This window comes from Bradyrhizobium viridifuturi (assembly GCF_001238275.1).
GTDB lineage: Bacteria > Pseudomonadota > Alphaproteobacteria > Rhizobiales > Xanthobacteraceae > Bradyrhizobium > Bradyrhizobium viridifuturi.
The window spans coordinates 1-14,889 of record NZ_LGTB01000025.1; the positions used below are offsets into that span (position 1 = coordinate 1).

Genomic DNA, 14,889 nt, shown 5'->3' on the forward strand with positions numbered 1-14,889 from the left:
CGGGTGCTTTTTTTAAAGAACTGGATTCTACGCCGTAACCATCGCTCCGCTCCTCCGCAATCCGACATATTGCAGCTCGGCGAACACGCCGGTGGCGATTGCCTGGGCGAGGATCACGATCGTGCCGAAGAGGTTCGGCGACAGCGCGCCCGAGAGCAGCAGCGCGATGCTGGCGAGCGTCCAGGCCGCGTTGCCGGCGACCACGAGGATCACGGGGCCTTTCGGCAGCGAGGTCCTTGCGCCGAGCCAGCCGACCAGCGCGGTGTAGGCGATCAGGAACAGCCCGGTCTCGCGCAGCAGCACTTCCGGCAGGCCGAGCAGCGAGGCCAGCGTGCTGGTGTCGAGCACCATTGCGACCGCAGATACGCCGCTGAACACGGCATCGGCAAGCAAAGCGCGGCGCAGCAGCGGGGACGAATGGATCATGGCAGCATCTCCTTGGGTTGGGACGGGGTTGGTCAGAGGAACAGGGACTGCAGCTGACGCCACAGCCGAGGCGGGCACAGCGCCTTGCCGACTCTCATCTCGACCGCGTAGACCTGCGCGAACACGCACAGGCCGGTCGCGTGCACGAGCGGCTGGGGCAGGTTGAGCGAGCGCGCGACCAGCCAGGTGGCCAGATGGACCAGCCACGGGAGCAGGGCGGCGAAGGCGCGGAAAAGGGACAGCATCAGCATGGTCATCTCCTGTGCCGTGGAAGATGAGCCGCCCTGCACGCCAATTCGATTACCTCAGGCGTAATGGAACGGGCGAATTCCGCATGGTAGGTTTTGCACCATGAACGCACATGCATCCCTGGCGCGGGCCGAGCCCGCAAAACCCGTCCTGATCGGCGAGCACCTGCGCGAGTGGCGGCAGCGCCGCCATCTCAGCCAGCTCGACCTTGCCGTCGATGCCGAGATCTCGGCGCGGCATCTGAGCTTCGTCGAGACCGGCCGCTCGGCGCCGTCGCGCGACATGGTCCTCAAACTGGCGGAGCGCCTCGACGTGCCCTTACGCGAACGCAACGTGCTGCTGGTCGCCGCGGGTTTCGCGCCCGCATTCCCGCAACGTTCGCTGGAGGATCCGGCGCTGAAATCGGCGCGCGAGGCGATCAACCTGGTGCTGAAGGCGCACGAGCCCAATCCGGCGCTGGCCTATGACCGGCACTGGAATCTGGTCTCGGCCAACCGCATGGTGGCGCCGCTGCTCGAGGGCGTGCCGCAGCGGCTGCTCGGCCAGCCCTTCAACATCCTGCGGCTGGCGTTCCACCCGGAGGGCCTCGCGCCGCGCACCGTCAACCTCGCCGAATGGGCCGCGCATCTTCTGGAGCGGCTGCACCGGCAATGCGAGGCCACGGCCGACCCGGAGCTGCTCAAGCTCTACCAGGACCTGAAGTCCTATCCGATCCCGGCGCGCTCGGCGCCGATCACCACCGACAACAATGTCGCGCTGCCGTTCAAGCTGCGACTCAATGGCGAGATCCTGAGCTTCATCTCGACCACCATGGTGTTCGGCACCCCGGTCGACATCACGCTGCAGGAACTGGCGCTGGAGACGTTTTTCCCGGCCGACGAACTGACCGCCGAGCGGATGCGGCAGATGGCAGCCAGTATGAAATAGCGGCTTGTCTCGGGGCGCTTTCTGCCTACCTTTGGGGTTCCATTTCCGCCGGGAACCCCTGCCATGAGCGATCTGAAGCCGCTTCGCCTCGACATCGTCTCCGACGTCGTCTGCCCCTGGTGCTACATCGGCAAGCATCGCATCGAGGACGCGCTCAAGCTGGTGCCCGACGTGCCGGTTGAGGTGCACTGGCGGCCGTTCTTCCTCAACAATTGGGTGCCGCGCGAGGGCATCAGCCGCGACGAATATCTGACCGCCAAGTTCGGCTCGGTCGAGGCCTACAAGGGCATCGCCGGCCGCGTGGTCGCCGCCGCCAATGAGGAGGGGCTGACCTACCATCCCGAGCTCGTCAAACGCCAGCCCAACACGATCGACTGCCACCGCCTGATCCACTGGGCCGAGGCCAGGGGCAAGGCGGCCGAGATGAAGCAGCGGCTGATGGAATTGTACTTCCGCGACGGCGGTGATCTCACCGATGTCAACGTGCTGGTGCAGGCGGCCGCCGATGTCGGTCTCGACGCCGACGATGTGCGCAGGCGTCTAGCCACCGACGAGGATGTCGCCCTCGTCTCGGCGCAGGCCCAGGAGGCTGCCGAGAAGGGCATCTCCGGCGTGCCGACTTTCGTGTTCGCGCAGAAATATGCGGTCTCCGGCGCCCAGCCGGCCGAGCAGCTCGCCCGCGCCATCCGCCAGGTCTCGGCCGAGATCAACGCACAGGCAGCGGAGTAGTCCGCGAGCACCATCGAAAGCCCGGCTCGCGCCGGGCTTTTTCATTTGCCTACATCGTCCATCGGAAACAATCAGGGAGACAACCATGATCTATGAGCTGCGCACCTACACGGTCCGTCCTGGAGCCGTCGGTGAGATGGTGAAGGCGGCGAGCACGATCTCGCGCGATATCCGCGGCGATAATTTCGGCAAGCTGGAAGGCTACTGGATCACCGAGATCGGACCGCTCAATCAGGTCATGCACATGTGGAGCTACGCCGATCTCAACGAGCGGACCCGGCTGCGCGCCGAGCTTTCGAAGAATCCGCGCTGGACCGGCGAATACATTCCGGCGATCCGTCCGCTCTTGGTGCGTCAGGAGGTTCGGCTGCTCAATGCAATCATTCCGCCGGTGGCGCCTGCCACCAAGGGCAACATCTACGAATTCCGCAACTACCGCGCCAAGCCGCTCGGCGGCGTCAAGCAATGGCTCGACCTGATCACCGGCGTGATGCCGGAGCGCGAGAAATATTCCAAGATCGTCGGCCTCTGGCACACCGATTCCGGACAGCCCAACGAGGTCTGCCACATCTGGGCCTATCCCGATCTCAACGCCCGCGCTGCTGCGCGCGGCGCCGCGCTGAAGGATCCGGCCTGGCAGGAATTCCTGGGCAAGGGCACGCTGCTGCTCGAGGAGATGCACTCGACCATCATGCTGCCGGCGCCGCACTCGCCGTTGCAGTAAGGGACACCGGCGCAGAAAGCCTCACCCGACGTTTCCATCGGATGAGGCTTTCCAGGCAAGGGCATGCGCCGCCTGAGAAACAGCACATCGCGACGCTAAAAGGGCCGGCTGACACCAACCTGACGGCGGAGCCGATCGTTTCTTGATGTGTCTGCATGGCTACGAAAGGGTAAACCATGCGGCGCCTGGGCATTACGAAAGCCAGGATGGCGTCAGGCAGCGTGATGCCGCCGCATCCAGCACGGCAAATGGCTCCGCGCCGTCCTCGAACGCCGTGACCAGTTCGGCCAGCCGGTCGAGCTCGGCAAGCGCGCCGACCTTCAGGACCTTGCCGCCCGGCGGGGCGTCGCGCCAGCCATCCCAGGCGGAGATTTGCCGGTTCGTGAGCGACAGCAGGTCGCGGTAGACGTTGACGTGAAGAAACCACAGGCCGGTGGTCGGGGCATGGCCGAAGGCACCGGCCGCAACCGCGTTGCTCCTCGCCAGTCGCCAGGCCTGCGACGCCGTCAGAAATGCATCGCTCGGCAGGTTCGCACAGTCGAACGTGATTTGCTGTTGGTCGATCTGAAGCGCATCGAGCTGCGCGTCGGCCTGCCGCCAGCGCTTGTCGGCCGGTGACCAGTATTCGCAGATCCAGTGGTCGTGATAGATGTCGTCGCCGATGTAGGTGGCAAAGCCGCAGCGCACCCGCGCCGCGATCGACCGGCTTCGCAGCATGCTGCACAGCAGGAGCGCGTAGTCGCGACAGGTACCGAACGTGCGACTGCGCGGCGGCCGTGCCGCGGTGAGCGATCCGGCGAACGACGCCTGGATCGATTTCAAGCGATCCGCGACCGGCTGGGTTTGCCTGACCATCGGCGTGTCAGGCGGGATGCCGTACCGCTCAGCCAACGCGACATGAACGATCAGCCCCGAGACAACCTCGCGTAGTCCAGAGATCGTCTCCGGCAAATCGTCATATGCGCCGGCGAACTCGCCAGGGTCGGTCAACGTGTCCTGTCGGACGTAGCATTGCTGGATCGTCACATTCACGCCCGATCACGACGCCATCGGCTCAAGGCCGTTGTCTGCAGCCTACCGGTCCGCGCGGGGTTGTGTAAGAGGGGGTGTGCTAGCCGGGCTTGCCGCGCCGGCTGCGGATGAAGCGGACGGTGCTCCGCGCGGCCTCGTAGGCGACATTGTTCAGGGTCAGCGCGGCATGAATGGCGCCGACCAGCGGATCGCGGCGCCGCAGCGGCAGCAGCACGTCGCCGATCGCGAAGCGGCCGCGCCAGATCGGGTCGATCATGGGATGGCCGGGCGCCGCGGTGGAATCGGCCGAGTTGATCGCCGGATCGGCGCAGAGATGGCGTGTGAGTTCCAGCGTCAACTGCGTGCCGGGCGAATGCTTCGCAAAGCGCTCGTCGATGCCGATCTTGAAGAAGAACGCACGGTCCTGATGGCGCACCACGATGCCGGCTGCGACCGCCGTGCCGCCCGCATGCAGCGTGATGATCTCGCAGCACCCGGCCTCGGCCATCGCCGCCATTGCGCGGCGGATGAAGGCCGCATCGCCGGCATGCTGGCTGAGCGCGGTACCGCGCTGGCCCTTCCAGCCGCCGGCTTCGAGCGCAAGGAACGTCTCGAGCGCCACTGCAACGGCGCGCGGCGTACGCGCGACGTCGAAGCGCACCGCGCCATGGTCGGACAGGCGATGGCGCTGGCGCCGCAGCTCCTTCAGCTTCTTCGGCCCGAGCGCGTCGCGCAGCAATTCGTCGGCATCACGCGTCGCATCGAGCTGCGCGCGCTGATAGGTGCTCAGCAGGCGCGGCTGCAAACCATCCCTTGCGAGCACCGTGCGGATCGCCGCCATGGCTGGGCCGTCGAGCGACATCGTGCGCAGGATCAGTGCATGCGCGCCCGCGTTGCGCGCCTGCTGCAACAACTGGCCGACGGCCTGCTCAGCGACATCGCGATCCAGCAGCGGCGTGCACAGCGTGCCGTAGGGTTCGGCCCCGACCAGTGCGGGGAAGGGGATCCGATAGATTCGGCGAAATGGCACGACCGGCAGCAGCCCGATCAATTGCCCGGCATCGCCGGCGGCGCTGAGCAGCGATGCGCCGGTGCGGCCGCGCGCGGAGGCATCGACCGCCAATTCCCAGTCCGCCTGATAGTAGCCGTTGGGCTCGATCGCGCGCTCGGCAAGTGCGCGCCATGCACCGACCGACGCCGCAGACAACGGCGGCAACGCGCGATCGTCCGTGGCATCCTTGCGCGATGCACGGCGGATCACTGCCTGGTCAGCAATATCGGCCACGTCCCATGTTTCCCCGGTCCGCGAGGCTGATCGGCCTTGCGTTCATCGGGGGCAACGCTAGCGGAAAGAAATGGAAAATGCCGTTGAGGTCATCCGGCAATTCGAGCGGTAATGTTAACGGGGCGTTCAGCATATGCGGGCCGGCGATCGCACCATCGCGGCGACCGAGCCGCCCGCAGTCGCACGAAAAGGATGGTCCTGCGAGAAACCACCCGCAACGCCTGTCGTCCGGATCATTCTTGCACCACCGGTGTGCGCATGTCCGCACTGAGCGGCCGGTGCGGGCGCGCCTAGCTGCAGGGTCTCCGGACGATCCGGGTGCGCAACGCAAAGGAACTGACATGTCGAGATTGGAAGGCAAGGTCGCGGTGATCAGCGGCGGCAACAGCGGCATTGGGCTCGCCATCGCGCAACGCTTCGCAAAGGAAGGCGCGGATGTGTTCATCTTCGGCCGCCGCCAGGACGCGCTCGACACGGCGGCAAAGTTGATCGGCGGCGGCGTCACCGCGATCCAGGCGGATGCGTCCAGGCTCGATGATCTCGACCGTGTCGCCGGGACGGTTCGCAAGGCGAGGGGCAGGGTAGACGTGGTCGTATCCAACGCCGGCTTCACCGAACAAGTGCCGCTGCGTGAGATCACGGAGGAGCACTACGACCGCACGTTCAACCTGATGGCCAAGGGCCGTTGTTCCTGGTGCAGAAGATGCTGCCGATGATGGCCGGCGAGGATCGATCATCCTGGTGTCCTCGGCCATGCATTATATGGGCTTGGCGAACCACTCGACCTATGCCGCCACCAAGGCGGCGGTGCGCTCCTACGTGCGGACCTGGGCGGCCGAGTTCAAGGACAGCGGCATCCGCGCCAACCTGCTGAGCCCGGGGCCGGTCGACACGCCGATCATGGACTCCCAGGCGTCGACGCCCGAGCAAGCCGCCGCGATCCGCAAGATGTATTCCAACTACACGCCGATGCTCCGGATCGGCCGTCCCGAGGAATTGGCGGCAGCAGCGGTCTTCCTGGCCTCGGACGAGAGCTCGTTCATGACCGGCTCCGACATGGTGGTCGACGGCGGCGTCAGCAACGTCTGACCTGCGTTGCGAACGGAGTTTCGTGCGACGATCGACATGGGCCCGCACGACATGCGCGATCAGGCTTGGCCGGCGCATGCCGACGTCTCAGACTAGGGTTTGGCGCTTCGTTGCGCGTCTGCCGTAACGGCGCCCTCGACCGGCTCGTATGTCTCGGTCACGCAATTGTCGTCGGCTTCCACCTGCCGGCGATCGAAGATCGCGCCCTCACTGATGAAGACGCGATAGGTCTGCGTCCCCAGCGGTTTGCCGATCACAGATGTCAGTTCGGCGCGCACGCAGGCGGTCCAGCCGGTGCCGCGCGGGTCGTGCAGCGGAGCGGAGACCCGCACATGGGACGGCTGCGAGCCCGCGGTGAACACCGAGTCCAGTTTGCCCGCGACCAGCCGCTTGACATCCGGAGGGGTCTCGAGCGGCGCCGGCTCGCTCGACTTGACCTTCAACATCTCCGGCCACACCGCGTGGCTATCCGCGAGCCCACAGCCACTCAACATGAAGGCGGCGCCGGCCAGCAGCGCCGCCAGTTTTACTGGTCCCTGTCCCATCCGGCGAATTTAATGTACCGCCGTCAAGATTGCGCCCCCCTGGTGGGGCTGAATTCGCATCGCGCGACGCTTTGTCGATCAACAAATGTCGAGCGACAAGTTATCCTGGGGTAGGGGTGTTGCCGGATGTTTCTACGGCTGCGGGGGAGAGAGACTGACATGAAACGCTTCACGGTTGCTGCCGTCATTCTGGCGCTGATCGCGACACCGACCCTGGCCCAGGGCCGGCGAGGCGGCGGAGGCGACGACAGGAAGACGGAGCAGAAGCCCAAGATCGACGAGAAGGCCTACAAGGCCGCGCTCGATCGGATTCCCGAGCCCAAGCAGAAATACGATCCCTGGGGCGTCACCAAGCCGGCCACCGATCCGGCGAAGAAACCGAAATAGTCAGCCGAACAGCCGGCGCTCGTCGAGGGCGCATCGGGTTCCTGCGACGTCTCGACACAATCATCGAAGTCGGCGGCAGCACATTGCCGCACGGCATGAACCTTCACCTGACGGCTTTCGACCCATCTCCGACGTCATTTGTCGGAGGCCGCCATGTTGCGCCGTTCGCTCCTCAGCCTGCTCGTTCCGGCCGCGATCCTGTTCGGTGCGGCGCCGGCATCGGCGGAAAGCCGCCTGGCGCTGGTGATCGGGCAGTCCGCCTACAAGTCGGTGCCCGCGCTGCCCAATCCGGCCAACGACGCCAAGGCCATGTCGCAGATGCTGACCGATGCCGGATTTGCGGTGACCGCGGCATCGGATCTGTCCCAGGATGAGATGCGCGCACGGATCAGCGATTTCGCCGGTCAGGTGGCGGCGAAGGGCGCCGACACCGTAGCGCTGGTGTTCTATGCCGGACATGGCCTGCAGATCGATGGCGAGAACTATCTGGTGCCGGTCGATGTCGATCCGAAGCGTGAGGCCGACATTCCGATCCAGGCGGTTCTCTCAACGACATCCTGAATACGCTGACCTCGGTGCCGAGCCGGATGCGCATCGTGCTGCTCGATGCCTGCCGCAACAATCCGTTCCCGGAACTCAGCAAGACCGCGGGGCACGGGCTTGCCATCGTCGACGCCAGGATCGGTGCGCCCGGCACCTTCGTGTCATTCTCGACGTCACCGGGCGCCGAGGCCGAGGACGGCAGCGGCGCCAACAGCCCGTACACGACCGCGTTGCTGGCTTCAGCGAAGGAGCCGGGGATCCCGATCGAGGATACGTTCAAGCGTGTCCGTCTTGCCGTGAACAAGGCGACCGATGGCCGCCAGACACCGTGGGACTCCTCGTCGCTCACCGACGACTTCCGCTTCATGGCAGGTCCCTCAGCAACGCCAGCAGCGGCACCGGCACCGGCGCCGGCCGCGGCCAAGCGCACCGTCGACGAATGGAAGCGCGACTTGCAGGGCAAGCCGATCGAGGCTGCCAACGAACTGATCGTGGTTGACGGTACCGACGAAGCCTATGAAGCCTTTGCCGCTGTTTTCGCCGGCACGCCGCGCGGCCTGCAGGCGCGCGACTGGCTCGACCGGCATCGCCGCATGGTGGCGTGGAACGACGCCGTACTCGCCAACACGGCGGCGGCCTATCGCAGCTTCCTCGTGCTGTATCCCGACAGCGATCTCACGGCCACCGCGCGCAAGATGATCGAACGGTTGCGCTACCGTCCCGACCTGACGCCGGCCACCGCGCTCAGCGTGCCCGCGACCAATGTCGCGCTGGCGGCGCCGACCTGTCCCTGCAACGCCGCGCCGCCGGAGCAGCAGAAGGCCGCGGCGCCGGCTAAGAAGCGCGTCGCTCCCGATCCGCCGCCGCGGCGCGCAGGCAAGCGGCCGCCGCGCGTCGTGGTCGAGGACGACGTCGTGGTGGTGCGCCGGCCGCCGCCGGCCGTGGTCTACGAGCCTGTCGGACCACCGATCGGAATCGGGATTGGCATCCGCGGCGGTTATCGCGGCAATTATGGCGGCGGCTACCACAGGGGTGGATACTGAGCCGCCAATCGCGTAAAGGCTTTCCCGCATGAGATGCGGCGTCCGATGATCGCATCTTGCGGGAGGACGCAATGCGGTCCCTGTTTCGCCTGCTCGCCGCTCTGGTGCTTTGCATCCAACCGGCGCTCGCCTGGGAGTATTGGGGCGGCGATCGCGGGGGACAACGCTTCTCGCCGCTGACGCAGATCACGGCGGACAATGTCGGCACGCTGGTACGCGGCTGGGAATTCCGCACCGGCGATCTCGATGCTCGCCCGCCCGAGGTCATGAAGCGCACCAAGTTCGAGGTGACGCCGCTGTTCGTCGAGGACAGCCTGATCTTCTGCTCCGCGTTCAACGAAGTGATCGCGCTCGATCCCGGCACCGGTGCGCAGAAATGGCGTTTCGATCCGAAGATCAGCATGGCGCAGCGGCCGGCCAACCGCTTCGTCTGCCGCGGCGTCGCGCACTGGACGGATGATCGTGCGGCCGAAGGTGCGGCCTGCAAGTCACGCATCTTCACCGGCACCAACGACGCCCGCCTGATCGCGCTCGATGCCAGGACCGGCAAGCCCTGCGCCGATTTCGGCAATGCCGGCGAGATCAAGATCGACGCCGGGATGAAGCTCGCATGGCCGGGCGAATTTCAGATCACGTCGGCGCCGGTGACAGGCCACGGCGTGGTCGTGGTCGGGTCCGCGATCGGCGACAACCGCAGGGTCGACGCGCCGATCGGCGCGGTGCGGGCTTTCGATGCACGGACCGGCCAGCCGCGCTGGACCTTCGATCCGCTGGTGCACAGCGGCATAGAGGCCGGCCACAGCAACGTCTGGGCGCCGATGTCGGTGGACGAGGAGCGGGGACTGGTATTCCTGCCGACGACATCGCCCAGTCCCGATTTCTGGGGCGGCAAGCGCCCCGGCAATGACGAGCACGCCAATTCCGTCGTCGCGCTGCGGATCGAGACCGGCGAACTGGTATGGGCATTCCAGACCGTGCATCACGACGTCTGGGACTACGACCTGCCGGCGCAGCCGACCTTGGCGCGGATCGACACCGGCAACGGCATGCGCGACGTCGTGATCCAGCCGACGAAGCAGGGCTTCGTGTTCGTGCTCGATCGCGACACCGGCAAGCCGATGTGGCCGGTCGAGGAGCGCGCGGTGCCGCAGAACGGCGCCGAGGGCGAGCAGCTCTCGCCGACGCAGCCGTTCCCGACCCACGTGCCGCCGCTGCTGACGCAGCGCATGACCGCGGATGACATCGGCGGCCTGCTGCCGGGCGTCCGGAGTTCGACTTGCACGAAGTTGCTTGCACAATCCCGCAACGAGGGACTTTACACGCCGCCGTCGACGCAAGGCACGATCGTCTATCCGATGACCGGCGGCGGCGTGAACTGGGGCAGCGCCGCGTTCGATCCGGTCAACCAGATCCTGTTCGCCAATGTCAGTCATGCCGCGCACGTCATCACGTTGATTCCGCGCGATCAGGCCAGGGGCTTCAATCCGCCGCCCGGCCATGATTTCGGCCAGCAGGAGGGGGCGCCGTTTGCGATGTCGCGGGCGCTGGCGATGACGGCGATCGGGACGCCGTGCAACAAGCCGCCATGGGGCGAGACCGTGGCGGTTGACCTGAAGGCCGGCAAGATCCTCTGGCACTCGCCGGTCGGCACCAGCGAGGATGTCGCGCCGCTCGGCATCGCGCTCAATACCGGCACGCCGCTGGTCAACGGCGTCGCGATCACCGCGGGCGGCGTGCTGTTCACCGGTGCGATGGATGCGTATCTGCGCGCGTTCGATGTCAAGTCGGGAAAGCAGCTGTGGCTCGGCCGGCTTCCGGTGCCGGGCGTCGCCAATCCGATGACCTATCTGTGGAAGGGCGAGCAGTATGTCGTGATCGGCGCGGGCGGCCATTCCGAGGGCGGCACATCGATCGGCGACAGCGTGGTTGCGTTTCGCCTGCCGCGTCAGGGCGAGAGCGCGTCGCTGTGGACGCGTCTGATCGATCGTCCCGGTGGACGGTTTACCGCGAAGGCACTCGCGGCCGGTGTGGTGCTGATCGTGCTGATCGGGTTGCTCTGGCGTTGGCGCAGGAAGCGTCGCGTCGCTGCGGCGTAGTGCGGCAGCGCGCATGTTGCGCGCTGCATGACAAATCAGCGACATCGGTTCTCAATGCGTGCACCGAAACGACGTGAGCACGCGCGCGCACGATGTCATGCTTGCGCTCGCCGCGACGCTTCGCTTACGAGGTCGCGAGCGGACGCGCCGGGTGCCCGGCGGCCTGTTCATTTCAGATCATTTTGCCCATGGAGATTGCGATGAAGATCACTGCCTCGATCATGCTTGCCGCCGCGCTCGCGCTGTCGTCCGCGCCGGCCAACGCCACCGTCCTCGATCTCTCGACCATGACCTGCAAGCAATTCGTCGAAGGCGGCGACGACACCATCAAGATGGTGCTAGTCTGGATGGACGGCTGGTACAAGGGCGATTCCGACGAGGCGATCATCGACACCGACGTGTTCACCGAGAACGCCAAGAAGTTCGGCACCTATTGCGGAAAGAATCCGACCATCAGCATCGTCAACGCCGCCGAGGCCGTGCTCGGCAAGTAGTTATCCCGGCAGCATCGCGAACGCGCTCGACACCATCGCCACCGGCTTGTTGTCGGTGGCGGAGGATAGCGTGACGCGGCCGAAGCTCATGGTGCGGCCGAGCCGCACCACGCGCGCGTCGGCCAGTACGTCGGAGGCGGTCACGGCGCGCATGAAATGGGTGGTCTGGTCGACCGTCGTCATCGGACGGTAGCCCTTGTTGGCCGCGAGGTTGGCGAGCACCATCGCGGTGTCGGCGAACGCCATCAGCGCCTGGCCGCAGACGATGCCGCCATTGCGGCACAGCCGTTCCGAGAACGGCATGCGCAGGATGGCGCCGGGCTGCCAATCGGCAGCGTTGCCGGGCGGCGGCGTGAACTCGAACTGTTCGATCGACAGATTGAGATCCTGCACCCACGGCGCAAAGACGTCGCCAAGCACCCGTCGCGCCTCGTCGATCCCGAATTCACCGGCCTGCTGCATGACGTCCCGTTTCCCCTGTTGATTTATCGTTCTCTAATCTATCGCCTAATCGCGCGTGACATGCACGCCAGGCCGCTTGCCGTCATTCCACTTGCCGTCGATCGCCCGCTCGATCTGGGCGGCGAGCTGCAGCAGGAGGCCGTCATCGGCCTGCTTTCCGATCGCCTGGATGCCGAGCGGCAGGCCGTGCTCGTTGGTCGCGAGCGGCAGCGAGATCGCCGGGATGCCGCAGAGATTGGCGAGCGGCGTGAAGGCGAAGTTGCGCCAGAGATTGCCGAACCAGTCCAGCACCGACGGGTTATCGCTGATGGTGAGATATTCCGTGGTGCCGATCTTCGGCGTCGGCAGCGCCGTGATCGGCGTCAGGATGATGTCCCAGTCCTCGAAGAAGGCGCCGAAGCCGCGCGCCGTCGTGTTGAATACGGCCTGCATGCGGGCGCGGTCGGCGAAGCTGGTGTCGCGGCCGTGCTCCCAGATCCGGATATTGATCGGCTCGATCAGCTCCGCCGGCGGCCGCGTCAGGCCGCGCGCCGCGAGCATGTTGCCGATCACCACGGCGAAATTGCTGATGTAGCAGGTGGTCTGCGCCGCGAAGGCTTCCGCGTAGTCGAGCGACGGCAGCGCGTAATCGACCTGATGGCCGAGGCCTTCGAGGAAGCGTCCGACCCGCTCGAGCTCGGCGGTGATATGCGGCGTCGCGCGATAGTCGCCCCAGGTGTGCGACAGCGCGATCTTGAGCCGGCCGGGGTCGCGCGCGATCATCGCTGTATACGGCTCCGGCGATGTCCAGAACGGCATGAACTCGCCGGGCGCAGGTCCGCGGCAGGCGTCGACGAAGGCCGCGGTGTCGCGCACCGTGCGGGACTGGCAGCCCTGGATCGAGACGAGGCCAGTGAGGTCGGACAGATGCGGCGCGAGCGAGAACACGCCGCGCGACACTTTCAGTCCGATATTGCCGTTGACGCCGGCGGGAATCCGGATCGAGCCGCCGCCGTCGGTGGCATGCGCGATCGGGACGGCGCCGGCGGCGACCATCGCCGCGCTGCCCGCCGACGAGCCGCAGGTGGTGTAGTCGGTGTTCCAGGGATTGCGCGTGACATAGACCGCGGGATTCTCGGCGGAGCTGCAGACCCCGAACTCCGGCGTGGTGGTGCGGCCGATCAGATTGAGGCCGGCCTTGCGCAGCTTCGCGGTCAGGAAGGTGTCGGCTGCGGCGCGGTTGCCGCGCATCATCAGCGAGCCCATCTCCTGCAACCGTCCCTTCAAGGTCGGGCCGAGATCCTTCATCAGGAAGGGCAGGCCGGCGAACGGGCCGTTGAGATCGGCGCCGTCGCGCGCGGGATCGGCGATCACGTCGTCGAACAGCTCGACCACGCCGGAGAGCGCCGGATCGACCTTGGCGACCGCGGCGGCTGCCTGCGCCGCCAGCTCCCGGGGCGTCAGCTCGCCGCTCCGGACGCGCGCGGCGAGCGCCGTTCCGTCGTGCCGCGTCCATTCGTCCCAGCTCATCGCCAAAGTCATGTCGTCGATTCCTTTTCTGCTTTGTTGCGCACTGTAATTTGCCGAGCCGCCCGGTCAAACCGTCGCGCGTCCGCTGCGCTCCGATGCGCTCCGAGGCGTTTGCGCCGCGCTGCAAGCGCCGTGCCCGGCTTGAAAATGCCCCAGTTTTGGCGCCCAATTCGCCCTCGTCAGTGGCGGGGGCGTACATGTTCCGCAGGTTGGTGCTGCTGGGTGGGGTGCTTGCGATCGGACTTGCGCTTGGCGGATGCACGCGATGCGGTCCGATCTGGGACGACTGGATGCAGTCGCCGAAATCCTGCAAGTCGGATCACCTCTAGGGCAGGGACGGGCGCGCTTGGCCAGACACGCTTGGCGACCGGTTTCTTGCGGTGATATACCGCTGGCGAAAATGCAGGGAGCCTTGTGATGAGAGTTTTGTGCGCAGTTGCGGTCGCGGCGCTGCTGTCGGCACCGGCCTATGCGCAAATGCCGAACGTCAATCTGATGCCCGAGGTCAAGACCAAGACCCAGGACGAGAAGGATCAGGACGCGGTCAGAGACCGGGCCTACAAGGACTCGTTGAGCAAGATCCCGGATGCCAAGGGATCGTCCGATCCTTGGGGCGCGGTGCGCAGCGATGCGCCGAAGGCGGCCACCCACCCGGCCAAGCCGAAGACCAAGACCGGTAGCTCCGCGCAGCCTGCAGGCTCCGCGCAGCGCAGCCAGTAAGCCCCGTTCGGGCCGGCTTCGCCGGTTGCCGCAGACTCGGATTCTCTCGGCGCCGCCCCTATATTGGGGGCGTCGTCAGTTGGTCCGGAGTTGCGGCAATGGTGTTTCGTCCGCGCGATCTCGCCAGCCGGATGGCCGCGCGGCGTCGGCCGGATGACGGCTATCTGCGCGAGACCTTCAGCCTGCCGCGTGATCAGGCCCGCCTGCGTGCGCGCGCCTTTCTCAAGCGCTATCCGAAGGCCGCCTATATGAGCGCGGTCGAGAGCTGGCGCGAGCTGCCCGGCGGGGAGATCGAGTTCACGATGCGGCGGCTGGCCAGCGCGGACTGAAGCGCGGCCTGTTGGCCGGCGCAGCGGAGCCAATCCAGCCGGCGCCTCAATCCTGATCGCTTTGCCCGCGGGGCCGTCCCAGCCCGAGATTGTTCAGCTCGCGGTCGATCCGCAGCTGCACGCGGCGGATCGCCAGCAGGTCGAGTTTCGCTTCGGTCTTGCCGGTGTAGACCCGATCGCCGATCTGGAAACGCCATTTCCAGACGCCGGCCGTGACCTGCGTGACGCTGAATTCGACGCCCTTGTGAATCATCTGGAACGGTTCCGCGAAGGAATGGCGGTCGTCGATATTTAAACTAAAGGTTGTAGCAATGATTAGCA

Annotated in this window: 17 protein-coding genes and 2 pseudogenes; 11 read left to right on the top strand and 8 right to left on the bottom strand. The window is 66.2% G+C overall.

Going from position 1 to position 14,889, the window contains the following annotated elements; all coding sequences use genetic code 11:
* Positions 1 to 27: 27 nt before the first annotated feature.
* Positions 28 to 426 (bottom strand): hypothetical protein, encoded by a 399-nt coding sequence (locus ALC15_RS22340; RefSeq protein ID WP_050629123.1) that lies wholly within the window; start codon positions 424 to 426, stop codon positions 28 to 30.
* Between the two features lie 32 nt (positions 427 to 458).
* Positions 459 to 683, bottom strand: a complete 225-nt coding sequence (locus ALC15_RS22345; protein ID WP_050629124.1) for a hypothetical protein — start codon at positions 681 to 683, stop codon at positions 459 to 461.
* Between the two features lie 94 nt (positions 684 to 777).
* On the opposite strand from ALC15_RS22345, the gene ALC15_RS22350 reads away from it, so the two are divergent.
* The 3 genes from ALC15_RS22350 to ALC15_RS22360 all read left to right on the top strand — a co-directional run bounded on the left by ALC15_RS22350 (position 778) and on the right by ALC15_RS22360 (position 3,055).
* Positions 778 to 1,602 carry a helix-turn-helix domain-containing protein gene (locus tag ALC15_RS22350; protein ID WP_050629125.1) on the top strand — a complete coding sequence of 275 codons (825 nt, stop codon included), beginning with the start codon at positions 778 to 780 and terminating at the stop codon, positions 1,600 to 1,602.
* A 63-nt stretch (positions 1,603 to 1,665) separates the two neighbouring features.
* The gene (locus tag ALC15_RS22355) at positions 1,666 to 2,331 is read left to right on the top strand and encodes a DsbA family oxidoreductase (protein ID WP_050629126.1); all 666 of its coding nucleotides are present in this window, start codon (positions 1,666 to 1,668) and stop codon (positions 2,329 to 2,331) included.
* Positions 2,332 to 2,416: 85 nt separating this feature from the next.
* Positions 2,417 to 3,055: an NIPSNAP family protein gene (locus ALC15_RS22360; RefSeq protein WP_050629127.1), complete on the top strand. Its 639-nt coding sequence runs from the start codon at positions 2,417 to 2,419 to the stop codon at positions 3,053 to 3,055.
* 192 nt (positions 3,056 to 3,247) lie between these two features.
* Here the strand turns inward: ALC15_RS22360 and ALC15_RS22365 are convergent, their stop codons facing one another.
* Together ALC15_RS22365 and ALC15_RS22370 are read right to left on the bottom strand one after the other, a co-directional pair.
* Entirely contained in the window at positions 3,248 to 4,087 is an 840-nt protein-coding gene (locus ALC15_RS22365; protein ID WP_050629128.1) for a transglutaminase domain-containing protein, read from the bottom strand.
* A 79-nt stretch (positions 4,088 to 4,166) separates the two neighbouring features.
* Entirely contained in the window at positions 4,167 to 5,351 is a 1,185-nt protein-coding gene (locus ALC15_RS22370) for a GNAT family N-acetyltransferase (RefSeq protein ID WP_050629129.1), read from the bottom strand.
* 341 nt (positions 5,352 to 5,692) lie between these two features.
* Between ALC15_RS22370 and ALC15_RS22375 the strand changes: the two are divergent.
* A pseudogene (locus ALC15_RS22375) lies at positions 5,693 to 6,440 on the top strand (SDR family NAD(P)-dependent oxidoreductase).
* A gap of 92 nt (positions 6,441 to 6,532) precedes the next feature.
* Here the strand turns inward: ALC15_RS22375 and ALC15_RS22380 are convergent.
* On the bottom strand, positions 6,533 to 6,985 hold the full coding sequence (locus tag ALC15_RS22380) for a hypothetical protein (protein WP_050629130.1): 453 nt from the start codon (positions 6,983 to 6,985) through the stop codon (positions 6,533 to 6,535).
* Between the two features lie 159 nt (positions 6,986 to 7,144).
* On the opposite strand from ALC15_RS22380, the gene ALC15_RS22385 reads away from it, so the two are divergent.
* From ALC15_RS22385 to ALC15_RS22400, 4 genes and pseudogenes are all read left to right on the top strand, one after another.
* Positions 7,145 to 7,372: a hypothetical protein gene (locus ALC15_RS22385; RefSeq protein ID WP_050629131.1), complete on the top strand. Its 228-nt coding sequence runs from the start codon at positions 7,145 to 7,147 to the stop codon at positions 7,370 to 7,372.
* A gap of 153 nt (positions 7,373 to 7,525) precedes the next feature.
* Positions 7,526 to 8,958: pseudogene (locus ALC15_RS22390) on the top strand (caspase family protein).
* 71 nt (positions 8,959 to 9,029) lie between these two features.
* Positions 9,030 to 11,054, top strand: a complete 2,025-nt coding sequence (locus tag ALC15_RS22395) for a pyrroloquinoline quinone-dependent dehydrogenase (protein ID WP_050629132.1) — start codon at positions 9,030 to 9,032, stop codon at positions 11,052 to 11,054.
* A gap of 200 nt (positions 11,055 to 11,254) precedes the next feature.
* Positions 11,255 to 11,548, top strand: coding sequence for an HdeA/HdeB family chaperone (locus tag ALC15_RS22400; protein ID WP_028339845.1), 294 nt, complete (start codon positions 11,255 to 11,257; stop codon positions 11,546 to 11,548).
* Here ALC15_RS22400 and ALC15_RS22405 read toward each other — a convergent pair whose 3' ends face one another.
* Together ALC15_RS22405 and ALC15_RS22410 are read right to left on the bottom strand one after the other, a co-directional pair.
* Complete coding sequence (locus ALC15_RS22405) at positions 11,549 to 12,010, bottom strand: PaaI family thioesterase (RefSeq protein ID WP_050421254.1); 462 nt, start codon at positions 12,008 to 12,010, stop codon at positions 11,549 to 11,551.
* 45 nt (positions 12,011 to 12,055) lie between these two features.
* Positions 12,056 to 13,531, bottom strand: a complete 1,476-nt coding sequence (locus tag ALC15_RS22410; protein WP_050629133.1) for an amidase — start codon at positions 13,529 to 13,531, stop codon at positions 12,056 to 12,058.
* Between the two features lie 185 nt (positions 13,532 to 13,716).
* Between ALC15_RS22410 and ALC15_RS22415 the strand changes: the two genes are divergently transcribed.
* The 3 genes from ALC15_RS22415 to ALC15_RS22425 all read left to right on the top strand — a co-directional run bounded on the left by ALC15_RS22415 (position 13,717) and on the right by ALC15_RS22425 (position 14,568).
* Positions 13,717 to 13,848, top strand: a complete 132-nt coding sequence (locus ALC15_RS22415; RefSeq protein ID WP_050629134.1) for a hypothetical protein — start codon at positions 13,717 to 13,719, stop codon at positions 13,846 to 13,848.
* Positions 13,849 to 13,936: 88 nt separating this feature from the next.
* Positions 13,937 to 14,239, top strand: coding sequence for a hypothetical protein (locus ALC15_RS22420; protein WP_050629135.1), 303 nt, complete (start codon positions 13,937 to 13,939; stop codon positions 14,237 to 14,239).
* A gap of 98 nt (positions 14,240 to 14,337) precedes the next feature.
* Complete coding sequence (locus ALC15_RS22425; RefSeq protein WP_050629136.1) at positions 14,338 to 14,568, top strand: hypothetical protein; 231 nt, start codon at positions 14,338 to 14,340, stop codon at positions 14,566 to 14,568.
* 46 nt (positions 14,569 to 14,614) lie between these two features.
* Here ALC15_RS22425 and ALC15_RS22430 read toward each other — a convergent pair whose 3' ends face one another.
* Positions 14,615 to 14,821, bottom strand: a complete 207-nt coding sequence (locus ALC15_RS22430; protein ID WP_050629137.1) for a hypothetical protein — start codon at positions 14,819 to 14,821, stop codon at positions 14,615 to 14,617.
* Positions 14,822 to 14,889 lie beyond the last annotated feature (68 nt).